We start from the raw sequence: 24,194 nt of genomic DNA, 5'->3' as shown, positions 1-24,194 counted from the left end.
GTTCAGGCGATCAGCAGCCAAGTACACCCTCCCGCGCGGCACGTGACCAGAGGGCCTGTTGGCGGGCGTTGAAGCCCATGCGATTCCAGTGGAAGAGGACGTGCCGGGCCAGGACGCCACGGAGTCCCAGCCCTAGGCGCCCCTCACGCGCAGCGTCCGCGAGGGCGCGGCCTCCGTGTTCCATGCCGGTCACCCAGTTGCCCAGCGGTGTGAGCGGCCCGTCGGCGAGTGCGGGGCCGGTGTCGCGCAGGAGCAGTTGCCGCACTGCGTCCGCCAGGGCGCTGACCTTGTCGAGGGGTACGTCGTCGGCCAGTGGTCGTCTGGCCTCGACTTGTCCCCAGACATCGCCCTGTTCACCCCATTCCAGCCCCGCGGCCCGCAGGAACAGGGTGGTGACGAGCAGTGAGGTCGCCTTGGCATCGAGGCCGGTGGCCCCCACAGCAGCGTCCTGCTGGTAGTCGAGCACGCCGACGCTGTCCGTGTGGAAAATGGAGTGAGCGATCGTCATGCCGTCCACGCCGCCGAACGCGAGAGTCTCCGGCTCGTACAGCGACGGCCACCAGTCCTTCACGACGCCCCAGGACACGGCGCTGTCGAGGGCTTCGCCGACGTGGGTGATGGCGTCCTCGGCCGGCGTGTCCGGGCTGTGTTGAAGGCGTAACCGCCAACAGGGGTGCTTGCGCAGGAACCACCACGCTCCGACGTGCGCCCCGCGCAGGGACGGCAAGAGGTAGGCACGGAAGGCCCGTTCTGCGGTGGGATAGTCCGCGAACTGGATATACACCTGGTGCCAGTCCGCAGGGCACGTATCGAGTGCCGCCCGGCCGGCGGCGCGGTATCGCTCGACCGCATCGGCCAGCCGGCCGGAGGACATCCGTGCCTGGCGGGCCGCATCCGCGATCGGTTCTCCGCCGAGAACCGACAGGACGGCGTCCTCCACTGGACTGGCGTCGTAGGGATCCACCATGTCGTGTCCTCAGCTCAGGAGCAGGCAGGCGTCCCAGTCGGTCACTGGCTCGGCTCCTGGTTCGACGCTCTGGAAGGCCAGCATCGCCCCGGCCGCTCCTTCGAGAAGTCCGGGCTCATCCGGCGGGTCGACGGCGAGGAAACGCTGACGCAGCGACGGAAGCCGATCGGTGAACAGGTAGGGAACCTCTGCATCCTCGGCGACTCGCTGGACGGTTCGGAGGAGCCCACCGATGCCGTGGCACAGGCCACGGTTCGTGAGCTGGTCGAGCTGGGTCGGATCGTCCAAGCAGTACAGCAGGGCTCGCTCGGCCATCCGCTTCCGGTCCTCATCGCCCAGAGCGATGGCGGCGAGCTGCTGCGCGCGAACCAGGCCGGGCGTGCCGTAGCACCAGGATGGCGCGGCCGGGAGGGCGGGCGCAGGGCCCGCCGCGCTGATCCACCGGGGCCAGCGGGTCCCCCGGTGGTCGTTCAGCCGTATCCGGTCGAGCCAGCGGCAGATCCTCGCCATGGCGATGTCGTGGGCCTCGATGGCGATGCCGCGCCGTTTCGCCAGAGCGAGCAGGGCGAGGGGGCCGGCGATGCCGTGCGCGAGACCTGCGTTGGCGTGACCGCTGGGTGTGGCTGCCTCGTCGCTGGCAGGGGCGTGGCCGACCCACCAGCCCGGCCGCTGTTGCCCGTCGAGGCCGGTGACCGGTTCGGTGAGCCGGACCAGGTATTCCAGCACGCGCCTGAGTTCGTAGCCTTCCGGCTGTCGGCGCAGGAGAAGCGCGCCCAGGCCGGTCAGCCCCCGGAACAGGTCGTACTCGGCGAAGGAGGTGTAGCCGCCCCGGTCGATGCGTGCGTGGGCAGCGGCCAGACTGCGGCGTGTGTGCGCGGCCACGGTGCCATCAAGAGTGTGCAGGGCGCCGGCATACCGACCGCTGTCGGCGGCGGCCAGGTGCAGAACGTATGTCATCGCTGGGGCGCCCAAGAACAGGCTCGCCTCATCTCCGTCGATCAGCGGGCGGACGACGGCGAGTTCCCGGTGGACTGCCTGCCATGGGGTGAGGCCGCGGTGGGCGCGTTCGATGTGAAGGAGAGCAGTTCCGAGGGGGCCGTGCGCGAGGGACTGCCGGGCGGCGACGGCCGTATCGGTGATGGAAGGGGCGGCCGTCACCGTTCGGCTCCTTGGGTGCGAATGGTCCAGGACAGGGCGGCGGTACGAGCGAGGCGACGGCAGGCGGCTTCGGCGGCGGGGTCGATTCCGGCCGCACGGTTGTGGTGCATGTGCAGCAGGGACGGCAGCACCGTGGCCGGATCGGTGCGGGCCGCTTCGAGCTCCTGGCGGTAGTCAGCCAGGGCGCTGCGGCGCAGCGCCCATACCGCGGCCAAGTGATCACCGCGCGGGAGGTCCCGGACAGCGAGGTGGGTAGAGCCTGCATCAGCAAGCCGTACGGCCATGGCTTGCACGTCGCGAGGGACGGCGCCGCCCTCGCCCTTCAGGAAGTTGTTCGTCAGCCACGCCCATCCCGCTGCCGCAGACCCCAGGAAGGCGGTGGCAATGTCCACGATGCTGGCCGCGGTCAGGGCTGGACGGTAGCTGTCCGGGAGTGGGATGACGAGCTGCGCGAGCGCGGCGGCGGAGTCGGCTGCGAAGAACCGCTCTGCGGCCTCCAGAGTGGACCCGATGCCATAGCGCCCGGTCTCCGGGGTGTCGGTGTCCCACTGCACCCGCTGGATCAGGCCCTCGCTGCGCAGCTCGGCTGCCCAGGCGGCGATGCGCGAGGCGGCGTCGCCGAAGGCGTCCGGGGACGACATGCGCATGCGCAGCCGCAGGTGGCTGTCGGGGTCGGCATAGCGGACGAACCAGAAGTCCGGCCTCTCGGCTCCCCAGTTGATCAGCAACCGGGGGAGGTGGGTGGTCAAGACGTCCGCTGCGCGGTCGGCGTTGCCGTACAGCTTCACGTACACCCGCTCGGAGGCGCCCGGGAGGAGGTCGGTGTTCCGGCCTACGACGGCCGTCGGGCGGAAGCGCGGAGCGGGGGTGGCCTGCTGGTCGGAAGTGAACGGCATGGTGACCTCGTGGGCGCGCCCTATCCAACCGAACTCGCTCTCGGGGGGCGCTTCGTGCAGCACTACGGTTTTGTGGCGGTCCATCTCGGCCCGAAGAAGTTGTTGGTGGGCGGGGATGTCCAGGTCCAGGCGGAGCCGCTGGTCGTCGCTGCCGACGTACACGGTGCGGGGCACGCCGTAGCGGATCCGCCAGTCAGTGAACCGGAACACCCAGTTGCCATCACTCAAGTCGCGGGTGCGGAGCCGCCAGCGGGCGGCGGACAGGATGGTGCGGCCGACGCGCACTTCGGGCAGGAACGGCAGTCGTTCCGCAGCGCCCCAGGCGAAAGGGAGCAGGACGGCAGTGTGCGAGCGGTGCAGCTCACACACGAAACGGACCAGTGGGTGAGTGGCGCTGCTGAGTTCGACGGCGTTCATGACCGACGGCTCGATGAACTGGCCCGTGCTCAGCGACACCAGGTAGAGGCGTTGTGAGTCGGTGAGAACGCCGAGATCGTCCAGGTCGAGCGTGGCTCCGGGGTTGTTCTCGCCTACGGACAGGGCTTTCGCCACGACAGCCGGAGCCCGGCCGACGTTACGGGTCCGGAGCCGCAGCGGCGGGCTGGAGACCTGACCGCGAGCGGCGCCTGCGGTGAGCGACGGCAGGCTGGCGTACGCGGCAGTCATTCGGTCCCGGTCGGACTGCTCCAGCATGGTCAGGAAGCGGCCCGTGGTGGTGCCGGCCGCCAGGGACAGGCCGGCTGCGGTCAGCCTGAACCGGCCTTGGTCCAGGTCCTCGGTGGAGCGCGCCAACACGGTGAAGCACAGCTCGACGTGTGCGGGGACTTGGGTGGGATCGCCGAGGGAAAGGGCCTCCAGGTCCTCTTCGGTGAGGACGATCTCACGCTGATCGCCCAGGGCTGCGCCCTGGGCGAGGGCGAGCAGGTGTTCGTCACGGAGGCTCGTGGCCACCACTGGGCGCTTCAAGACCGTGCCTCGGTAGCTGCTGGGAAAGCCGATGCCCGTGTCCGGGTCGGTGAGGTCGCGCACGGGGACGATGGCGCCCATGCTGTAGCGCTCCAGGAATCGTGTCCGGTAGTCCTGCCACGCCGGCGTGCCGTTCGGGAACGGGGTGATGCGGGCGATGGTCTCCAGAGCGTGCACCGCCTCCTGGGGCACGGCCGCCGGCAGCACGACCTCGCAGTCCGGGCGCAGGTTGACCATCAGGCTGCGCCCGGTGGTGCCCGTGACGGCGTTCATCCGCGCGGTGGCCTGGGCGCGAAGAGCCCGTTGCTCTTGCTGCGGAGCGACGTCGTGGTGGGAAAGGAGGCCGTGAATGTGCCGCAGTTCCTCAGCTGTCTCGGACGCGACGCGGGCGTCGTCGAGTTGCGCGATCAGGTGTCCGAGTGGGTCATCGCACGTCATGGGGGCGTCGAGACTGGTCAACAGCACGCGATGCTCAACGAGGTTGCGCAGCATGCCGTCGACCACGGCGAGCGGGGCATCCGGGTACTCACTGTGCAGCTTGACCGCGATGTCCCCGACCGCGATCGGGGTACGGGCGAGGGCAAGTACCGCCTCAACGGCCGGTGTGCGCCGCAGCGTCGTCTCGGTGGGACCATCCGTGCCCGGCTGGTTGTGCACGCTGACCCGGGCGCCTCGCACGGTGCAGGTGGGATCGGCCACGACGATGAGGTGCCGCAGCACGTCCGGATCGCGTTCGAGGCTCGTGACGACGTCGTGAAGCCACACGGCGTCGGCCTGTGCGAAGGCCCGGTGGTCAGTTCCCCACCGCACGTGGGCGTTGCCGGCTATGCGTATGGGGGCGGGTCCGGCAAACAGCCCGAACGGCGTCGCTCGGTATCGCATCCGCAGCAGGTAGCGGGCCAGGGATGCGGCGGTGCGCTGGAGCGACTTCGGCCGCTGCCCCTCGTCGCTCAGCACCCTTCGGACGGAGTCGGCGAGGTGAGGTGCGGCAAACTCGATCGCTGCTGCTCGGGCATCGTCGGCCCAGACCTGGGTGATCCACTCGCGCCACTGTTCGATGTCCGTAGTGCTGTCACCGGCCGGCGAGGGCCAGGGAGGCAGCGGTGCTGCCAGCGGAAACACCGACGCCCTAATCATGCTCGCGTCAACTCCGTGATACATGGCCAAGCCTCCTTCTTGGTCTCGGTGGTGCGGGGCCGGGCCGACCGTCATGGGCTCGGCCCCGCACCTGGTGCGTCAGCCGCCGACGCAAGTGCTGTTGGAGCAGGCGGACTGGCAGGTGGAGCCGCAGCCATCGCCGGTGTCGTTCAGCAATGCGCCGACGATCGGGGCGGAGGCGACGGTCTCGATGTCGAGGTCGAAGTCCGAGTCTCCAACGACCGTGAAGTCCGTGGCGGCCTGCAGGGTGGTGCCGTTGATCTGCGGTGCCATCTCGTTCTCCTCGCTACAGGGGTGGGTGGATGTGCGTTGCTGACCTGGACGGGGTGCTGGAGGCGTCACGGCCAGGCGATCGTGACCCGCGTGTGCGGCCGGTCGATGATCCGCCCCGCGGGAAGCTGGTCGTCCGGGGTTCCGGCCGGATAGACCTCGATGCGCGCCCTGTCCTCGCGGTGGTCGCGGTCCCAAGACTGGATCTCCGAGAGCAGGCGCTCGGCGACCTTCTGACCCTGAGGTCCGTGGCCGACCGCGCCCAGCTCGAACCGGTCGGGATCGTCGGTGGCGCGGACGGTCCGGTAGGCGAAGCTGCCGCCGTCGACGAGGGTCGGCACGCCGAGCGGTGAGGCGGAGGCGACCAGGCCGCGCTGCCGGGCAGCGGGCTTCGCGGCCATCAGGGGGAGGTTGTCCAGGGCGGTCGTCAGCCACAGGTCCAGGTGCTCGTTGGACTCGTCACCCGCAAGGGTCACGCCGGACCAGGCCGTGGTGCGGGGCGTTTGCAGGGCGGCGCTCAGGGCTTCGGTGTCGGGTTCGGGGTGGCCGTCCAGCCGCAGGCCGATCTCTTCGCCCTCGGTGTCGTGGATGAGGGCCACGCGCATGCGGTTCTCGCCGGCGCCCTGCATCGGTACGAAGCCGCACAGCTCGAACCCGTCGCTGACCAGGCGCTCGCCGTCGCGTACGAGGGCGATGGTCCGGGTCATGCCGCGCATGCGCAGCGGGACGACGAGCCGGCCGCCTTCGGTGAGCTGGTGAATCCAGGCGGGCGGGATGTCGGCGGCCTGCACGGTGACGATGATCCGGTCGTACGGGGCGTGGGCCCCGTCGCCGTTCTCGCCGTCGGCGGTGACGACGGTGACGTTCCGGTAGCCGGTCGTCTTCAGGAAGTCCTTCGCGCGCTGGGTGACATCGGGGTCGATGTCCATCGTGACGACGTGGCCCTGCTCACCCACCAGCTCGGCGAGGTAGGCCGCGTTCACACCGCCGGAGCCGATCTCCAGGACGCTCATCCCCGACCGGATGTCGGCCTGTTCGATCTGCACGGCCTGGATGCGCGGGGCCGACACCGAGCTGATGTGTGCCGTTGGCGTCGGTCTTGGTGATCGCGGCCTGTTCGGGCTCGTAGACCTTGGCCATGTCCTGATCGGGAGTGGCCAGGTGGCGGGGAACCGAGCGGAACGCAGCCACGACGCGGGCGCTGCGCGCGGCGCGGAGTGCAATGAGCTGTTCCACCATCCTGTCGCGCAACTCCTGCTCGGACGCAGAGGGCTTGTTGCTGTTGTCAGTCGCCATGCTGGGGACGCTATCCACGAACGATCTCCTTCTCGGCGCCGTGCCGAGGCGGTTGGGGGGTGATGTTGACGCAGGCCGACGGGCCGGGGCGTGACAGACCTGCCTCGGGGCGGCATGGGCCTACGCGGCCATCAGGCGACCGCCGTCAGCTCCGCGACCCGGGTGAACTCCTCCTCCAGGCGGTCGCGTCCGAGGGCGGCGAACTCGCGGTCCAGGTCCGCCGGTGTCACGTCATGGAGTTCCACCATCGTGCGGGCGGCGCGGACCCAGGGAGCCCACTCCGACCCGTACTTCACCTGCTCCATGTGGCAGCCGGGGATGGGCTGGAGCGTCACGGGATGGTGAAGGGGACCGACGACTCCCCACGCGGGCACGCGTCTCGCCCAGGCCGCCACGAAGCGCCCACCCCGCAGGGCACGGCAGAGCTGGATGGAGATCCCGGCGCACGGTACGCAGACCGGCGGGCTCGTCGTACGCTCCCCCTCCCGGACCGCACCACAGGAGTCCCGCAGGAGAAACAGATGCGGACCGTGCGGGTCCGGCGGCATCCGAGCGCAGACCTGGCACATCATGTTCAGCATCGCGCGGCGCTGCCGGTACGGATGGACGTTCCGCAGCTGCGGGCTGCCCCGGCGCCGCTTCGGCCGCAGCGCGTACCGGGCCCACAGCACACCGAAACTGTCCCGGTCGTACGGGGTTTCATCCGCGTACGCGATCCCCGGGACCACGCGGCGGCGGACGATCGGACACGACAGCAGCCTTTCCTCACTCCATCCGGCGATGTACGGGACAACACCTGGCGGTGCCGGAGGCAACACGATCGAGAACCTTCCTTCGTCGGGATGCAAGTGACGGCCGGCACACCGCAGGGCATCACGGGGCCGGGAGCGCCGGACCGGGCCTGCCGGCGCCCGCGGGGAGAGCCGGGAACGGGAAACCGGCGGGCACCGGCCCTCCCCGGTCAGCTCTGCACCTAACGGGTCGTGGCTCCTCATGCGATCACCCGCGGGGTGCCCGTCAGGGCGTCCTGCTGCTTCACCGACGGCACCCGGTGCAGGTGCTGGGGATCGGTGAGGTGACCGGTGCCGTGCGGGAGCGTCACCCAGTACGGGCCCGGAGGGGAATTCAGGTCCAGGCGCGGCACTCCCACATAGTGGGCGTACGGGCGGGTACCGCCCAGGCACTCCGCTCCCGCCGCGGCGAGGTCGCCGGGCCACTCGCGGTCAGTACCGGGCGGCACCAGGACGTACAGGAACGGCCGGTAAGGGTCACAGAACATCGGACCCGTCACCCGCAGTTCGGCCAGTCGGCGGCGCAGCTGGGCGTGGCGGTCCGGGTCCACGCCGAGCGGTGTGTACGGCACGCGTGCGGCGTCCCACACGATGCCCGCGGTCAGCAGGGCGATGCCCTGCGTCGTCCACTCTTCACACGCCGCTTCGTGGAACGTGGCCGCCTGGTACAGCCAGGCTTCGGCCACCGCGCGGCGCTCCCGGTCCTCCCCGCGCAGTACGAGTACCGGGACCCGCGGCGCCGGGCTCCCGGTGGGCTTCACTGCGCCACTCCTTCGGCTGTGGACGGCGCAGTAGCCACCTCGGAAAGGAACGCCTGGTTGTCGCGCAGCCAATCCTCCAGATCCGAGGCGACGGGCGTCTGGGGGCACGCGGTGGCGACGATGCCCTTGGCCTGGCCGCTGGTGACCGCGTTCCTGGCAGCGGGCCAACCGCGGCGCTCCTGGAACGGGATGGTGGCCGGGCTCGGGTCGGTTACCTCCCCTATCACCACCCAGTCACGCGCGTCGGCGTAGCGGCGCAGCTGGGTCATGACGTCCCGCTCGTCCTGGCCGGGCTCGGGGCAGCCGTAGAGCACGACGGTTGCTCGGGAGGGAAAGCCACTCGCCGCGTCGGCGATGTTGCGGCGCCGGGAGAGGTCGCCGGGTGTCCTCGTCATGCCGGTAACCGTGCCGCTACACGCCGTGTTGGTACAGAAAGGAGGCGGACGACTATGAGAACCCGTCAGATTCCAAGTCGTCTGCCTCGCACCACACTTGACGGACGATCAGCCGCAAGTCGTCCGCTACATACCAATCAGTGGCTCACAGGGCTGTCTTCGACGTCGCCGGCAGGAAACCCTGGATGCCCGGAGACACCCCGATCAGCTCCGACACCCGCCGCAGCCTCGCCGTGGAAGCCTTCCCGACTTTCTGCACGATCACCCCCGGCAGGGTCTGGTGGCGTGCCCACTGCGGGGCGCTGCGCAGCGTCTCTTCCAGCGTGTCGAGGGACGCGTCCCACTGCTTCGCGTCGGCCTGCGCCATCGCTTTGTCCATCGCGTACCGGTTCCGTGCGGCTTCCGTCAGCGCCGACACGTCGGCGATGGAGTCGATGAGTTCCAGGGCCTTACCCGTCTGTCCAAGCGCGACGTTGATACCGACGGCCTGCGTCGTCGCGGACACCGGCCCGAACAGGGTTCCGTGCGCACGCACCTCCCGGCCCATCCGGGCGCCGGTGGCGTGGGACTGAGACAGGAAGTCCGCTGCCCGCGCCTTGTCACCCATCCGGGAGGCGACCACCGCGGCGAAGTTCACATGGCTGCCGTACGCCGTCAGTTCCTCCGGTGTCGCCTTGGAGAACCGGGGCTCAATGTCCGCCGCAGACTTCTCCGCCAGTGCCAGTGCCTCCGGCAGGCGGGCGTCCCGCAGGTACACCCACGACCGGCCCGACCCGACCAGGGCCACCCGCAGGTCGTCCGCGCCCCGCTCGGCCGCCTGCTGGGCGTGCCCGATCGCCGCGTACGCCAGGTCGCGAGCACCCATGAGGTTCGCCACGTACCCGGCGATGCGGTAGGCGTCGGAGAGCACCCCCCACGCCTGGGCTTGCTCCCCGTCGGGCTGCTGGTGCAGTCGGGCGGCGACCGCCGTCAGGAACGGTGCGACAAGCGCACCGGCCTGCACGTAACGGCCCCGCCAGTACAGGTCCCAGCACCGGTCGGTGGTCTCTTGCAGTTCCTCGAACGTGGCGGGCTCGGCCGTGTCAGGGAGGATGCCGGCGGCCGTGTCGTGGACGGCCCGCGACAGGTCGCGGATCACCGTGCGATCGCCCTGGTCCAACGCCCGGCGGGGTGCCTGCTGGCCGAGAATGACGGAGGTGTCCACGCTGAGCGCGTCGGCGATGGCAAGGAGAGTGGGCAGGGACAGTGCCTTGTCCTGCTCTGCTTTCTGAATGGTGACGATTGACAGGTCCGTCATCTCGGCAAGGTCGGACTGCCGGATCTCGCGGCCTCGGAGGATCTTGATTCGTTCACCCGTGCTGTAGTCGCTCCATTGGGGCATACCGGCTCCATTCCTAGCGTCCACTAGGTACGGTACCCCCGCTTTGCCGGGGGGAGACTGCGAAGCCCCTTACGCACGCATTACGTAAGGGGCTTTCGCATGCCCGGAGTTGGGCACGGCACGGAGCAGACCGGCGTGCCTGTGCGCATCGCCTGGCCGGACGGCGCCAGCCGCTGACCGGGCAAGAGCCGCGCGAGCAGCGCGTCGAGGTCGGATGCGTCCACACGGACCGACATGACTGAGCCGCACCCCGGGAGCGGTTGAAGGGCGACGCTCAGTCTCGGGACGGCAGCACGAGGACACTTCGGGAACGTTTGAGGTCGGGGCTTTCGCGCCGCGGCGGAATCCGCGATCGTTCCAGGTTGAACCACGCTCGTCCGATCACCTGACGCGAACACATCCGGGCGCGTAATCTCGGACGAGCCGCCGTCCGGCGGTGTGAAGGGGGAGGCGATGGACATCGCGGGCGCGCGGCAGCGGGCGGCCCGGATCGCCACGCGGCTGCGGAGCCTTCGGCCCGGCTCGGCCGAGCGCACGCTCGCCGCCGCGCTGGCCCGAGCGGTGCGCGCCAGACCCCGTCCGCCCTCCGACATCGGCGAGTTGTGCCGGGCCCTGTGCGAGGAGATGAGCGCACGGCGCGGCGGCCGGCCCGTCGAGCTGCGCTTCGAGCGGTTCCCCGACGAGATCGAAGTCACCGGCCTGTGGGTGGAGTTCGCCGACTTCGACCTGGTCATCGTCGAGGAGCGCGCCGAAGCCGTGCAGCAACTCGTCATCCTTGGGCATGAGTTGTGGCACATGCACGCCGGGCACCGGCACCACCGGCTGCCCGGCGCACAGGCGGCCCGCGCCCTCGCCGAGACACCGGGGCTGCGCGACGCGGCCCTGACGGTGGCCGCGCGCAACGGCTCCCGGGAGTCCGACGAGGCCGAGGCCGACGACTTCGGACACCGGCTGGCCGCCCTGTGCCGTCCCTGCGTCGCCGGCACCGGCGCCGTCCCGGACCCGCTCCAGCGGTCCCTCGGCTACCGCGGCCGCCGCGGAGCGCCCCGATGACCCCGCTGGCGCTGAACCCCTCGGGAATCCTCGGCGAGTTCTACATCTCCTTCTGGATTCCCACCGCGGTGCTGACCGCCGCCCTGCTGATCAAGCTGCCCACGATCATCCGGCTGTGGCGGGACCCGCTGCTGCGTGCCGTCGGCGGTCTGCTGCTGCTCGCCTGCGCGGTGTTCGTCTTCGTGACCCCGTCCACGATCGCCTGGACCAACCGGGTCACCGGCGTGCCCAACATCTCGGCGCCCTGGTGCTATTCGCTGCTCACCGCGTTCTGCGGCTCCTGCCTGCTGCTGATCATCGTCTGGCGGGGCGGCCTGTCGGAACGCTCGGCCGCCACGCGCCGCGCGATGCGCTGGGTGATCCGCGCCTACTGCGGGGTGATCGTGGCCCTGTGGGTGCTCTTCGCGCTCGCCGACGCGCCCGAGGAGCGGCTGCGGGACCTGGACACCTACTACGCCACCACCCCGTTCATGCGTGAGGAGATCCTGCTCTATCTGCTCGCGCACTTCGTGGCCTGCCTCATCACGTCCAGGCTGATCTGGAACTGGGTGCGCACCGAGGGCCTGGACGCCTGGCTGCGCTGGGGACTGAAGCTGCTCGGCGCCGGCTACGTACTGAACCTGATCTTCGACGGGTCCAAGCTGACCGCGGTCGCCGCCCGCTGGTTCGGGCACGACCTGGACTGGCTGAGCACCGACCTGGCGCCGCCGGTCGCCGCCCTGTCCGCCATCCTGATCGCGGTCGGCTTCATCCTGCCGCACGCCGGCCAGTATCTGCACGACCGCTGGCGGGTCCGGCTCGCCCACCATGAACTGCGCCCGCTGTACCAGCTGATGCGGACCGTCAGCGGCGACGGCGTGCGCTACGCCCTGCGCGCCACGCCCGAACTCAGGCTGACACGCCGGGAGACGTTCATCCGGGACGTACTGCTGCAACTGGCCCGGCGCATCGACGTGGACCTGGGCGCGCGGGCGTACGACACCGCCCTGGAGCTGGGCCACCCGCCCGCCCGGGCCAGGGCGCTGGCCTCCGCGGTGAGCATCCTGGACGCCGTCGGCCGGCAGCGCGCGCCCGACCCGTACGACACGGCCGCCGGGCCCGACACCACCCGTCTGCTCCAGGAGATCGGAGCGGTCTCCCGGGCCCTCCGCCACCCCGACCTGATCGAGGCGGTGCGCACGCGTGCCTCCGCCCCAGCAGAGAGCGTTCCCGCACATGAGTGATCGCAGCACCGCCGCCGTCGTCCTCGGCGGCTCCCTCGCCGGACTGCTCGCCGCCCGTGCGCTGACCTCGTTCGCCGACCGGGTCGTGGTGATCGAACGGGACACGCTGCCCGCCGGGCCCGAGCCGCGCAAGGGGCTGCCGCAGGCCCGGCATGTGCACCAGCTGTGGTCGGGCGGGGCCCGGGCGCTGGAGCGGCTGGTGCCGGGTGTCGGCGAACGGCTGCGGGCGGCCGGGGTGACCCGGCTGCCGGTGACCACGGACATGGTCGTGCTGTCGCCGCACGGCTGGTTCCGGCGCTGGGCCGAGTCGGCGTTCCTGCTGCCCGCGAGCCGCGACCTGCTGGACTGGGTGGTGCGTACCCGGATCCTCGCCGACCCGCGGATCGAACTGATCGAACGGGCCGAGGCGCTGGGTCCTGTGGGCACCGACACGGCCGTCACCGGGGCACGGATCCGGGACCGGGACGGAACCGAGCGCACCCTGCCCGCCGACCTCGTCGTCGACGCCACCGGGCGCGGCTCCCGCGCCACCCGGTGGCTGGCCTCGCTCGGCCTGCCCGCGCCCGAACGACGCGAGGTCAACCCCGGACTGGCGTACGCGACCCGCCTGTTCCGGGCGCCGGAACAGGCACGCGACGGCTTCCCGATCGTCAACGTGCAGGCGGATCCCCGGGGCCCGCGGCCCGGCCGGGGCGGTGTCCTCATGCCGATCGAGGACGGCAGGTGGATGGTCACCCTCCATGGCTGCCGGGGCCACGAACCCACCACCGACGCCGCCGACTTCCTCCGGTACGCCCGGGAAGAGCTGCGGCACCCGATCATCGCCGAGCTGCTGGCGCGGGCCGAACCGCTCGGCGAGGAGGTCGCGTTCACCAGGACCACGGCCAACCGCCGGCACTACTTCGAGCGGATGCCGATGTGGCCGGAGAACTTCGTGGTGCTCGGCGACGCGGTGTGCGCGCTCAACCCGGTGTACGGGCACGGCATGTCGGTGGCGGCCCAAGGGGCCCTCGCCCTGCGCGAAGTGATGGGCCGTCACGGACTGGGCACGCCCGGGCTCGCCCGGCGCGTCCAGCGGGCGGTGAGCCGGCCCGTGCGGGCGGCCTGGGACCTGTCGACCGGGGCGGACGTCTTCTACCCGGGGGCCACCGAGACCGGACCGACGCTGCGGGAGCGGATCACCGCGGCCTACGTGGGACGGCTGCTGCACACCGCGACGGGCAACGGGCGTATCGCGCGCCGGGTGACGGATGTGACGTCGCTGTCCCGCCAAGCGGGGGTGCTGCTGGCGCCTGGCGTGGTGGTCGCGGCGGTGGTGGGTCCCTTGAAACCGGCGTTGGGCGGGCCGCCGCTTACGGTGGACGAGTTGAAAGCGGTTGGGCTTCGCTGAGGGGGGCGTCATGCGTTGTCGGTCGTCTGCGGGTTTGTTGTGGCTTGTCGCGCCCACGCGGCGGAGCCGCATATCGACACAGCCCCGCGCCCCTTACGGGGCGTTGCGGCTGACGGACGTTTTAACCGTGAACGCGGGATGTGTGTCGGTCGTCTGCCGGTTTGTTGTGGCTTGTCGCGCCCACGCGGCGGAGCCGCATAGTGATACAGCCCCGCGCCCCTTTCGGGGCGCCTGGTGTCAACCGGCGAAGGAGGGTTGGGGCAGGCCCTCGCCTGCTGTCGGGATCACCAGGAGTGAACCCGACAGAGGGTGGGGGCTGTTCAGGCCCGTGCGGGCTGTGGTGATGTACAGGTCCGTCAGGGTCGTGCCGCCGAAGGCGCACGCCGTGGGGCGCGCCGTCGGTACGGTGAGTACGCGGTCCAGGACGCCGCCGGGCGTGTAGCGGCGTACCGCCGCGCCGTCCCACAGCGCCACCCACACACAGCCGTCGGCGTCGACCGTGAGGCCGTCGGGGAAGCCGGCGCCCTCCTCGATCTGCGCCAACGGGCGCCGGTCGACGGCCTGTTCGCCGTCGAAGTCGAAGACGTCGATGCGGCGCGTGGGACTGTCGACGTAGTACATCAGACGCCCGTCGGGGCTCCAGCCCGTGCCGTTGCTCACCGTGACGGACGGCAGGACCGTGCGGACCTCACCGGCGCCGGTGACCCGGGACAGCGTGCCGCCGCCCGCCGTCTCGTCGTAGCGCATCGTGCCCGCCCACAGCGCGCCGTCGGGCGCGACGGCGGCGTCGTTCGCGCGGCGGCCGGGCACCGGCTCGTGGTGCAGCCAGCGGAAGGCGCCGTCCGGGTCCAGCAGGCCGATACCGTCCCGGAGGTTCAGCACCAGGCCGCCGCCCGCGCGCGGCTTCACGGCGCCGACGTGCTGCTCGGTCGTGCGGACCGTACGGCGGCCGGATGCCGGATCGTAGCCGTGCACCCGCATGCCGAGGACGTCGATCCACAGCAGCCGGCCCGTCACCGGGTCCCAGGTCGGCCCCTCGCCGAGCGCCGCCTCGGCTTGCACCGCCACCTCGTACCCCGTCATGCCACGCTCCGATGTCCCAGGCGCTCCGACAGTTCGACCGCGCCCTTGGCGGCCAGGTGCGCCAGTTCGGCCAACCGCTCGTCGCTCCAGCGGATCATGGGCACGGAGATGGACAGCGCGGCGACCACCTGGCCGGTGCGGTCGCGGACCGGGGCCGCGACACAGCTGACGTCCGGATTGGACTCGCGGCTCTCCACCGCGATGCCGCGCTCCCGGATTCCCGCCAGTGCCGCGCGCAGCGCGCCGGGGTCCGTGATGCTGTTGGGGGTCATGGCGGCCAGCTCGGCGCCGTCCGGGATGCGCGCGGCCAGCTCCGGCTCGGGCAGCGAGGCCAGCAGCATCTTGCCGACCGAGGTGCAGTGGGCGGGCAGCCTGCGGCCGGCCGCGGACACCATGCGCACCGCGTGTGTGGAGTCGACCTTGGCGATGTAGATGACGTCCGTGCCGTCCAGGATCGCCACGTGCACGGTCTCGTCGCAGGTCTCGGCGACCGAGCGGGCGACCTGCTGGCCCTCGGCGGCCAGGTCCAGCTGCTCGGCGTAGCGGCTGCCGAGCTGGTAGGGCCGCACCCCGAGCCGGTACCGTCCGGGCTGTCCGGGTACGGGCACGATGTACTGGCGGGCGGCGAGCGTGGTGACCAGCTCGTGCACGGTGGTGCGCGGCAGCTGGAGCCTGCGCACGATGTCGGGGGCGGAGAGCGTGCCGTCCCCGTCGAGGAAGAGCTCAAGTATGTCGAGAGCCCGGGTCACGGCGGGTACGAGGCGTCCCATCCTCCGGCCCCCTCCCTTGTTCAGCGCCTGCGTTCGATATTTCAACAGACGATCGGCATGACGAACACAGGCTAGTCATGGAGGATTGCCCCGGCAATGGGTGCGTACCGGGCCGGTGGGCGACGATGGTGCCCATGCCGTCCTCCGCCAAGCGCCCCGCCGCCCCCTTCGGCCCGCTCGACTTCCAGCTGGTGCTGCTGCGCCGCATGGCCGACCACAACCCCGACCTGGTCGAGGACGCCCGGCGCGAGCTGGGCGTGTCCCTCGCGGACATGCGCGAGGCCAACAAGCGCTGGCAGGCGATGGTCCGCTCCCCCAGGGCACGCCCGGCGGCCTCCCGGTACCGCTCGGTGCTCGGCGCGCCCGAGTCGGAGGGCAAGCGCACCATCGGCGACCTGGAGTGCGCGGTGTGGCAGTGGCCCGTCCCGCTCTGGCCCGACCTGCGCTTCGAGGTGCTGGTCGCCGGCACGGGCGCGGTCTGGAACGAGTGGCTGGTCCGCGCGCCGGGCGCCGCGGCGCCGCGCCTCGCCCGCCTCGAAGACCTCACCCTCTGGTCGTGCACGGTCGACGAGGTGGCCCGCGCCTTCGCCCCGGCCCGGCCGCTGGAGGGCACGGCCCCCACCCGCTGGGGCCTCGCCTTCACGGCCCCCGACACGAGCGGAGCCCGCCGGGAGGTTGTCGCCGAGTTCACGTGGGGCTTGTTGCAGCGGGTTGCCGGCGGCGCCTTAGGGGAGACGCGCCGGTAATCGGTCGAGTGCGGGTGCGATGTGGCTGGTCGCGCCGTTCCCCGCGCCCCTTTCGGGGCGCGGGGAACGAGGCGGTGTTGTTCAGTTGCCCGCCGCCGCCAGGATCGCCGATGTCACCGTGGGCGTCGATGTTGGGTGCAGGAAGAGGAACAGGTTGGGTTCTATCAGCTCCAGTTCCATGACCTGGGGTGTCCCGTCCTCGGCGTCGACCAGGTCCACGCGCGCGTACAGCAGTTCGGGCGCGTCGGGTACGGCGGCCAACGCGCGCCCGGCGACGGCGAGTTCGGCCGGTGTCGGCTGCCACGGCTCCAGGTCGGGGTGGGCCACCTTCTCCGCGTCGTACGCGGTGCCGGGCGCCAGCACGGCCCGCTTGCGGCTGGCGTGCAGCAGCCGGCCGCCGAAGAACTGCAGGGCCCGCTCGCCGCCGACGTCGATGCCGCGGACGTAGGGCTGCACCATCGCGGTCAGTCCCTCCTCGTGCATGCGGGCCAGTTGCCGCAGCGCCGTGCCGCGCTCGCCGGGCGCGTACCGAGCGGCGTACCGGGCGCCCGCGCCGAAGGTCGGCTTGACGACGAAGTCCTGGTCGTCCGGGAGTTCGGCCGCCGATCCGGGCGCGACATAACGGGTCGGCACGACGGGCACGCCCGCCGCCGCGAGATCCCCCAGGTACCGCTTGTCGGTGTTCCAGCGCACGACGGCGGCCGGATTGGCCAGCCGTGTCGCCTTGCCGGCCCGCTCCGCCCACGCCACGAACTCCTCGGCCCGCCACGCGTAGTCCCAGGTGGACCGGATGACGACGAGGTCGAACCCGCTCCAGTCGACGCCGGGATCGTCCCAGTGCACGGCGGCGGCCTCGACGCCGGCGTCCGTCAGGGCGCGCAGCAGGACCGGCAGGTCGCGGTCCCGGTTCGGCTCGGTTCCGGGGTCGTAGGTGGCGAGTGCGATACGGGGCACGGCGGGCTCCCTCGGCGTACGTATGCGGCGGATGATCGGATCGCAGGCTAACCATCACGACACCGACCACGGCAACCGGTTTGACCTTCACCCTCGGTGAAGCCGCAGCATCGGTGGCGGGACGACGAGCACGGCGGCACCCGGGGGTGGGGCATGGAGATGCTGACGATCGGCGCCTTCGCGAGGGCCAGCCGGCTCTCGCCGAAGGCGCTGCGGCTCTACGACGAGCTGGACCTGCTGCGGCCCGCGCGGGTCGACCCGGACACCGGGTACCGGTACTACGCCGTCGAGCAGTTGGAGCGGGCCCGGCTGGTGGCCTGGCTGCGCCGGCTGGGCATGCCGCTCGCCGGGATCCGCGCGGTGTGCGCGCTGGAACCTGCCGCCGCCGCACGGGAGATCCGCGCCCACTGGGCGCGGGTGGAGGCCGAGACGGCCGCGCGCCGGGACCTCGCCGCGTTCCTCGTCGACCATCTGAGCGCAGCCCCGAGGAAGGACACCGTCATGCTGGAACTGCGTCATTGCGCCCGCTCCGACACCGGCCGGGTGCGGCCCGCCAACCAGGACACGGCGTACGCGGGCGCGCGTCTGCTCGCCGTGGCCGACGGGTACGGGCCCGCCGGGGCGCCGGCGAGCAGCGCCGCGGTGGAGGCGCTGAAGGTCCTGGAGAGCGCGGACGCGTCCGCGGGCAGCGTCCTGAACCTGCTGGAGGACGCCGTTCTGGGCGCGCACCAGGCCGTGCGGGACGCGGCCGGCGGCGCGGCGGAGGCCGGCACCACGCTGACCGCGCTGCTGCTGACCGGTTCACGGCTGGCCCTGGTGCACATCGGGGACTCACGCGCCTATCTGCTGCGCGACGGCGCCCTGTTCCGGATCACCCACGACCACACGGTGGTCCAGTCGCTGCTCGACGAGGGCCGGCTGACCCCTCAGGAGGCCACCGCGCATCCGCAGCGCGCCCTGCTCCTGAAGTCGCTCGGCGGTGACGCCGGCACCGCCCCCGATCTGAAGCTGCGCGACGCGCTGCCCGGCGACCGGTATCTGCTGTGCTCGGACGGCCTGTCCGGGGTCGTGGCGGACGAGCGGATCGCGTACGTGCTGGCCACGGCCGCGGCCCCCGACGCGGCGGTCGGCGCCCTGATCGGCGAGGCGAACGCCACCGGCGGCCCGGACAACGTCAGCTGCGTGGTCGCCGACGTGGTCGAGACGGCGGCCTGAGCCCGCCGCCGTGTCCCGCCGCGTTCCGCCGTGTCCCGCCGCTCCCGCCGCTCCCGCACCGCCCGCGTCTGCACCGGCGGTCCCATCCTCTACCGTCGGTGGCACAGGAACGTGCGGAGCGCTGTGCCGGTGCTCCCCGACGGGTAAGGAGTGCGCCGCGTGTCCCTTCTCTTTCCGGCCCTGGCGGGCGGTCCGGGCGAGCGCGTCGCCCTGCGGTTCGGCGAGCGGTCGCTGACGTACGCGCACCTGGGCGCCGCCGCGGGTGCCGTGGCCGCCCGTCTCCGGGGCGCGGGCCGGGTCGCCGTCTGGGCGACGCCGGAGCCGGAGACGGCCGTCGGGGTGGTGGGCGCGCTGCTCGCCGGGGTGGCCGCCGTACCGCTCAACCCGAAGTCCGGGGAGGGCGAACTCTCCCACATCCTCTCCGACAGCTCCCCTTCCCTGGTGCTGGCCGCGCCCGGCGTCCGGCTCCCCGCGCCCCTGGACGCGCTGACCCGGCTCGATGTGGACGCGCACGGCTGCGGCGAGGTTCCCGAGGACCGTGCGGCGGACGGCGACCCCGCGCTGGTCGTCTACACCTCCGGCACCACCGGCCCGCCCAAGGGCGCGGTGCTGCCCCGGCGCGCGCTCGCCGCCACCCTGGACGCGCTGGCCGACGCCTGGCGGTGGACCGCCGACGACGTCCTGGTGCACGGGCTGCCGCTGTTCCATGTGCACGGGCTGGTGCTGGGCGTCCTCGGCCCGCTGCGGCGCGGCGGCTCGGTGCGGCACCTGGGGCGGTTCGACACCCAGGGGGTGACCCGGGAGCTGAACGACGGCGCGACCATGCTCTTCGGGGTGCCGACCATGTACCACCGCATCGCCGAGGCACTGCCCGAGGACCCCGGGCTGGCCAAGGCGCTGGGCCGGGCCCGGCTGCTGGTCTCCGGCTCGGCCCCGCTGCCGGTGCACGACCACGAGCGGATCACGGCCGCGACCGGGCAGCGGGTGATCGAGCGGTACGGCATGACGGAGACGCTGATGAACACGAGCGTACGGGCCGACGGTGAGCGCCGCGCGGGCACGGTCGGGGTGCCGCTGCCGGGCGTGCAGCTGCGGCTGGTGGAGGAGGACGGCACGGTCCTCGCGGCGTACGACGGCGAGACCATCGGCGAGATCCAGGTGCGCGGCCCGAACCTGTTCACCGGGTACCTCAACCGGCCCGACGCCACCGCCGCCGCGTTCACCGCGGACGGCTGGTTCCGCACCGGCGACATGGCGGTGCGCGAGGCCGACGGCTATGTCCGCATCGTCGGCCGGAAGGCCACCGATCTGATCAAGAGCGGGGGTTACAAGATCGGCGCCGGGGAGGTCGAGAACGCGCTGCTGGAACATCCGGGGGTGAGCGAGGCGGCCGTCACCGGGGAGCCGGACGCGGATCTGGGCGAGCGGATCGTGGCCTGGATCGTGCCCGTGGATCCCCAGGCCCCGCCCGGAGCGGAGGAGTTGGCCGACCATGTGGCGCGTCGTCTGGCCCCGCACAAGCGGCCGCGGGTCGTCCGCCATCTGGACGCGCTGCCCCGCAACGAGCTGGGCAAGATCATGAAGCGTTCGCTTTAGCACCGTGCGCTCCGCGGGGAGGGCGGGGCTGTGGCGGCACCGTCGGCTACAGCACCGTTGCAGCGCCATGGTGGCTTCGGCGCCATCCTCGGCTGCCGCGCCGTCGTGGCTTGTCGCGCAGTTCCCCGCGCCCCTACGGGACGCGTGCCGCTCGGATGATCTCCTGCGTCACCGAGGCGCCTCGGTCGTCGTGGGCCGAGGCTCGTAGGGACACGTGGGTGGCTTTGCGGGGTACGGTCAGCGTGCCGTGCCAGGTGGGGCCGCGGTCCGCGGTGAGCCCGACCCGTTGCCAGGACGCGCCGTCGTCGTACGACACGTCGAGCGTGCCGCCGCCGAGACTCCCGGTGCCGGCCGCGTCCGCCACGTACGCGGCGCCGAGCCGCACCGGCACCCGGCCGGCGCGCACCCGCCCCGCGAGGTCGGTGTCGATGTCGAAGGAGAGGTTGATCAGCGGGAGGCGGGTCCAGCGGTCCTCGGGGGTGGCCGCCGACCGGAAGGTCCACTCGGCGTGGCCCCGGGTGGCCGGCATCCAGCGGTCCGCGTCCAGGGCGGTGTCGGTGACCACCCGGTAGGTGTGCTCGTCGGCGGGCGCGTCCCACACGTACGCGGCGGAGCCGTTGCGCCGGTCCACCCGGGTGCCGTCCAGGTACACCTCGGTGTACTGGGTCATGCCGGTGCCGTCGCTCCACACGTCGCCGAAGCCGGTGTGGTCGGGCCCGGAGTCGCCCCAGCCGGGGGTGTTGAACTGGAGCTGGTTGCCGGAGCGCTGCTGTCCGAAGCCAAGCCCGGTGCCCAGCCACGGATGCCACACCGGGCGGAACCAGTTCAGCGTGGGATGCGATCCGCCCGAGTAGCGGACGAGCCCGCTGCGTTCCTCCAGTGCCCCGCCGTCGACGGTCACCGACTCGTGCCACCGCTGTCCCGGCCCGGTGGACACGTAGTCCGTGCGCTCGGCCGGCAGGTCGACGCGCTCCTGGAAGCCGAGGCCGATCGGAAAGGCGTCGGTGAGCGAGTACCGGTACTCGCTGCCGTCGAGGGGCCTGACGGCATGGAACTTCACGTCCAGCGTGGCGAGTTGGCGGCGGGTCGGCGCGTAGGTCAGGTCCCGGTCCGGGACCGCGTCCCGGTGGCCCTCCGAAAGGTCGTACACATACGGCGAGTTGCGCGTCCCCGTCATGTCGACGCGGCCCGCCCGGCGCAGCTTCGCCGCGTCGGCGGCGTTCACCGTGGCGATCTGCAGCGGACGGTCGGCGTTGTCGTCCGTGCCCCACCAGGCCATCAGCCGTCCGGGCGCGTCGTCGGTGACGAACAGCGCCTCGGCGCCCGCGTCCTGGGCGGCCCGGGCTAGCGCGGCCGGGTCGGCGCCGTCGGCGAGCCGGGCGAGCACCGCCTTGCCGGCGACCCCGGTGACCGGGCCGTCGCCGACGTCCACCAGCGGCAGTCGGGTGCGGCCCTCGATCAGGGTGCCGCCGGACTGGACGGTGGCCTCCCCGATCCCCTTGACGTCGAGCTGCGGCTTGGCGAGCCGCCACACCGTGCGGTACTCGAAGCCGCCCTCGGTGACCGGGTCGGTGGGCGCGGCGAAGACGCTGTCGTACGTCAGCGGCACCTGGACCGCGCCGAACAGGTCGGCGCCGTTCGCCTGCCGGTCGTACTCCATGATCAGCTGGCGAATCTCGGCGCGCCGCGGGACCTTCGTGCGCAGCTCGCGCAATCTCCGTCCGTCCAGGGTGATTTCACGGTCCCGGTCCAGGACGACCTCGGGCGCGGCGAGGAAGCCGAGTCCGAGCGAGTCGGCGCCGTGGCCGCCGCGTACGTCCAGGAAGGAGGCCAGGGCGTACGTGCCCGGCTGGAGCCGCAGCTTCAGGGTGCCGGAGTCGCCGACGGAGGCGGGGAGGGCGTCGGCGCCCGCGGCGAGCCGCTGCACGGTGAGGTCGGCGGCGGCCGGCGCGCCGTCCCGATCCTTGACGTGCACGGTGAGCGTGTACCGCTCCTCCTCCTTGACCAGCCCGAACACGGTGTGCGCGACCGTGGTGCCGGCCGCGTCGACGGCCACGATCTGTCCGCTGGTGGTGCCGACCGGCGCGCCCGCGCCGTCACCGGTCACGGTGGTGGACGCGGTGCCGTGCGCGGGAACGGTGAGCGCGGTGTCGGCGAGCGAGACCACACCGTCCGGCGCGCCCCGCACGGAGAGCGTCAACTCGGCGTCGGTGTCGGCGGAGTTGGTGTAGGTCACCGTCTTGGTGACGGGTTCGTTCGCCGGGTACGGCCAGGCGTAGAAGCCGAGGTCGGCGCTGCCGGTGGCGGTCACCTCGGCCGTCACCGCGGCGGGCGCGCTGACCCGGCCCGCGCCCAGCACATAGGCGGACGCGTCGAGTTGCCGCGAGGTCGACATCAGCACGTCCTTGATCCGGGCGCCGCTCCAGTCGGGGTGCTCCTGCGCGAGCAGGGCGGCCACCCCGGCGACGTGCGGGGTCGCCATCGACGTACCGCTCATCGTGGTGTACGGGCCGCTGCCGGGGGCGAGCCCGGAGCGGGCGGCGAGGATGTCGACACCGGGCGCCGACAGGTCGGGCTTGAGGGCGTTGTCGCCGTACCGGGGTCCGGCGCTGGTGAAGTAGGCCGCCTGGTCGGCGGAGTCGACCGCGCCGACGGTCAGGGCCGCGTCGGCGGCGCCGGGCGATCCGATGGAGGAGGGCGCGCCGGTGTTGCCGGCCGCGACGACGAACAGGGCGCCGGTCTCCTTCGACAGGGTGTCGACGGCCTGGGACATCGGGTCGGTGCCGTCGGCGGGCTCGGTGGAGCCGAGGCTCATCGAGACGATCCTTGCGTCGACGTCCCGGGCCGCCCACTCCATGCCGGCGATGATCTGGGACTCGCTGCCCGAGCCCTGATCGCTGAGCACCTTGCCGACCGCCAGGGCGGCGTCGGGGGCGACGCCCTTCTCCCGGCCGCCCGAGGCCGCTCCGCTGCCGCCGACGGTGGAGGCGACGTGGGTGCCGTGGCCGTCGCGGTCGGCGACCTCCTGGCCGTCGACGAAGCTCTTGGCGGCGGTGACCCGGTCCTTGAGGTCGGGGTGGCTCAGATCGGCCCCGGTGTCCAGGACGGCGACGGTGACGCCCTTGCCGGTCAGCCCGGCGTCCCAGGCGGCCGGCGTGCCGATCTGGGCGTTGCTCTCGGCCATGTCGGCGGTGACCCGGCCGTCCAGCCAGACCTTGTCGATGCCGTCGCGCGCGGTGAACTCCCGCCAGAAAGTACGGCCCTTGCCGGCCCGGACGGCGGCGCCGCGCAGGCTCGGCAGGTCACGGGTCCGCTCGGTGCCGCGCGGTGTGGCCGCCCGTACGCCCTTGTCGTAGGTGACGATCAGCGGCAGCGCGTCGGTGCCGGCGTCGCCGAGCCCCTGCCGGATCAGCCCGCTGACGTCGAACAGCCGCCGGTCCAGGGTGCCGGCCCGCAGATAGGGCAGGGCCTCGTCGGGTACGACGGTGATGTCGCCGCCGCTGCGCTGGGTCCGTACCGCCCCGGTGGCGCCGGCCGGCCGCCGCACGGTGACCGTCTTCTTCCCCTGCCCTACGTCGGTGACGGTCACCCGGTCGCCGGTGACCAGGGTGACGGTGGTGGTGGCGTGCGGGGAACGCGGGGCCGCGGTGGCGGGGTTCGCGACCGCCGGTGCCGCCGGCAGCAGGGCGATCACGAGCCCGGCCGCCAGGAGGGTCGCCCCGCGTCTGACTGGTCCTCTGGTCATCCACGCCTCTTCTCGTTCGCGTGCGTCGAGTACGTACGTGCATGTCGAGCGCTGCCCAGCAGTGTCACGGACCGTGTGCCGCCTAGGAGTTACCCAAGCCGGGCGGAAACCTGCCCCGACACAAACCCGCCAACCCCTCGGGCAACCCCCGAACTCCGTTGCCCCGCCGACACGAACAGACCAAGCGGCCCAACTCCGGCGCCCCGCACACCCATCCCCCGAACCGGGACCAACTCCCCTGATTCTGCACGCCGATGACCCCGCACCACCCACGGCCACGGGGACACGGCCAAGGGGGCCCGGTAGGCGGCCCGGTAGGCACCACGCCCAACCCGACGGCCTCCCCAACCCACCCCATCCCCAAAAAAGCCCTCACCGGG

The 24,194-nt window shown here is 72.1% G+C and carries 19 protein-coding genes; 6 read left to right on the top strand and 13 right to left on the bottom strand.

Going from position 1 to position 24,194, the window contains the following annotated elements; genetic code table 11:
- Window positions 1-10: 10 nt before the first annotated feature.
- The 9 genes from AC27LF_RS15915 to AC27LF_RS15875 form a co-directional block, all read right to left on the bottom strand.
- On the bottom strand, window positions 11-964 hold the full coding sequence (locus AC27LF_RS15915; RefSeq protein ID WP_487231271.1) for a thiopeptide-type bacteriocin biosynthesis protein: 954 nt from the start codon (window positions 962-964) through the stop codon (window positions 11-13).
- Between the two features lie 12 nt (window positions 965-976).
- Entirely contained in the window at window positions 977-2,125 is a 1,149-nt protein-coding gene (locus tag AC27LF_RS15910) for a lanthionine synthetase C family protein (RefSeq protein ID WP_479659003.1), read from the bottom strand.
- Entirely contained in the window at window positions 2,122-5,148 is a 3,027-nt protein-coding gene (locus AC27LF_RS15905; RefSeq protein ID WP_479659002.1) for a lantibiotic dehydratase, read from the bottom strand. The genes AC27LF_RS15910 and AC27LF_RS15905 overlap by 4 nt, the downstream gene beginning before the upstream one ends.
- A gap of 75 nt (window positions 5,149-5,223) precedes the next feature.
- Window positions 5,224-5,418, bottom strand: a complete 195-nt coding sequence (locus AC27LF_RS15900) for an FxLD family lanthipeptide (protein ID WP_479659001.1) — start codon at window positions 5,416-5,418, stop codon at window positions 5,224-5,226.
- A gap of 65 nt (window positions 5,419-5,483) precedes the next feature.
- Window positions 5,484-6,485, bottom strand: coding sequence for a methyltransferase, FxLD system (gene fxlM / locus AC27LF_RS15895; RefSeq protein WP_479659000.1), 1,002 nt, complete (start codon window positions 6,483-6,485; stop codon window positions 5,484-5,486).
- 357 nt (window positions 6,486-6,842) lie between these two features.
- Window positions 6,843-7,439: a hypothetical protein gene (locus tag AC27LF_RS15890; RefSeq protein ID WP_479658999.1), complete on the bottom strand. Its 597-nt coding sequence runs from the start codon at window positions 7,437-7,439 to the stop codon at window positions 6,843-6,845.
- A 263-nt stretch (window positions 7,440-7,702) separates the two neighbouring features.
- The gene (locus AC27LF_RS15885; RefSeq protein ID WP_479658998.1) at window positions 7,703-8,263 is read right to left on the bottom strand and encodes a hypothetical protein; all 561 of its coding nucleotides are present in this window, start codon (window positions 8,261-8,263) and stop codon (window positions 7,703-7,705) included.
- On the bottom strand, window positions 8,260-8,658 hold the full coding sequence (locus AC27LF_RS15880) for a hypothetical protein (RefSeq protein ID WP_479658997.1): 399 nt from the start codon (window positions 8,656-8,658) through the stop codon (window positions 8,260-8,262). The genes AC27LF_RS15885 and AC27LF_RS15880 overlap by 4 nt, the downstream gene beginning before the upstream one ends.
- Before the next feature lie 145 nt (window positions 8,659-8,803).
- Window positions 8,804-10,039 (bottom strand): helix-turn-helix domain-containing protein, encoded by a 1,236-nt coding sequence (locus tag AC27LF_RS15875; protein WP_479658996.1) that lies wholly within the window; start codon window positions 10,037-10,039, stop codon window positions 8,804-8,806.
- A 453-nt stretch (window positions 10,040-10,492) separates the two neighbouring features.
- Here AC27LF_RS15875 and AC27LF_RS15870 point away from each other — a divergent pair, with 453 nt between their 5' ends.
- The 3 genes from AC27LF_RS15870 to AC27LF_RS15860 are packed head-to-tail and all read left to right on the top strand — an operon-like array spanning window position 10,493 to window position 13,705.
- Window positions 10,493-11,092 carry a toxin-antitoxin system, toxin component family protein gene (locus AC27LF_RS15870; RefSeq protein WP_479658995.1) on the top strand — a complete coding sequence of 200 codons (600 nt, stop codon included), beginning with the start codon at window positions 10,493-10,495 and terminating at the stop codon, window positions 11,090-11,092.
- Window positions 11,089-12,315, top strand: a complete 1,227-nt coding sequence (locus AC27LF_RS15865; protein WP_479658994.1) for an MAB_1171c family putative transporter — start codon at window positions 11,089-11,091, stop codon at window positions 12,313-12,315. The genes AC27LF_RS15870 and AC27LF_RS15865 overlap by 4 nt, the downstream gene beginning before the upstream one ends.
- The gene (locus tag AC27LF_RS15860; protein ID WP_479658993.1) at window positions 12,308-13,705 is read left to right on the top strand and encodes an FAD-dependent oxidoreductase; all 1,398 of its coding nucleotides are present in this window, start codon (window positions 12,308-12,310) and stop codon (window positions 13,703-13,705) included. Before AC27LF_RS15865 ends, AC27LF_RS15860 begins: the two co-directional genes overlap by 8 nt.
- 237 nt (window positions 13,706-13,942) lie before the next feature.
- On the opposite strand, the gene AC27LF_RS15855 is transcribed toward AC27LF_RS15860, so the two are convergent.
- Window positions 13,943-14,788: an SMP-30/gluconolactonase/LRE family protein gene (locus AC27LF_RS15855; protein ID WP_479658992.1), complete on the bottom strand. Its 846-nt coding sequence runs from the start codon at window positions 14,786-14,788 to the stop codon at window positions 13,943-13,945.
- Window positions 14,785-15,558, bottom strand: coding sequence for an IclR family transcriptional regulator (locus AC27LF_RS15850; RefSeq protein WP_479658991.1), 774 nt, complete (start codon window positions 15,556-15,558; stop codon window positions 14,785-14,787). Before AC27LF_RS15850 ends, AC27LF_RS15855 begins: the two co-directional genes overlap by 4 nt.
- A 125-nt stretch (window positions 15,559-15,683) precedes the next feature.
- Here AC27LF_RS15850 and AC27LF_RS15845 point away from each other — a divergent pair, with 125 nt between their 5' ends.
- Complete coding sequence (locus tag AC27LF_RS15845; protein WP_479658990.1) at window positions 15,684-16,304, top strand: hypothetical protein; 621 nt, start codon at window positions 15,684-15,686, stop codon at window positions 16,302-16,304.
- An 81-nt stretch (window positions 16,305-16,385) separates the two neighbouring features.
- Here the strand turns inward: AC27LF_RS15845 and AC27LF_RS15840 are convergent, their stop codons facing one another.
- Window positions 16,386-17,258 carry an ATP-grasp domain-containing protein gene (locus tag AC27LF_RS15840; RefSeq protein ID WP_479658989.1) on the bottom strand — a complete coding sequence of 291 codons (873 nt, stop codon included), beginning with the start codon at window positions 17,256-17,258 and terminating at the stop codon, window positions 16,386-16,388.
- Between the two features lie 153 nt (window positions 17,259-17,411).
- Here AC27LF_RS15840 and AC27LF_RS15835 point away from each other — a divergent pair, with 153 nt between their 5' ends.
- Both AC27LF_RS15835 and AC27LF_RS15830 read left to right on the top strand, forming a co-directional pair.
- A complete protein-coding gene (locus AC27LF_RS15835) occupies window positions 17,412-18,473 on the top strand; it encodes a MerR family transcriptional regulator (RefSeq protein WP_479659013.1) in 1,062 nt (353 codons plus the stop codon).
- Window positions 18,474-18,632: 159 nt separating this feature from the next.
- Window positions 18,633-20,069: an acyl-CoA synthetase gene (locus tag AC27LF_RS15830; protein ID WP_479658988.1), complete on the top strand. Its 1,437-nt coding sequence runs from the start codon at window positions 18,633-18,635 to the stop codon at window positions 20,067-20,069.
- 133 nt (window positions 20,070-20,202) lie between these two features.
- On the opposite strand, the gene AC27LF_RS15825 is transcribed toward AC27LF_RS15830, so the two are convergent.
- Entirely contained in the window at window positions 20,203-23,814 is a 3,612-nt protein-coding gene (locus AC27LF_RS15825; RefSeq protein ID WP_479658987.1) for a S8 family serine peptidase, read from the bottom strand.
- Between the last annotated feature and the right edge of the window lie 380 nt (window positions 23,815-24,194).

It is taken from the genome of Streptomyces diversicolor (assembly GCF_057537855.1).
Note: the sequence above shows the minus strand (reverse complement) of the source record. Positions and strands in the feature narration are given on the sequence as shown.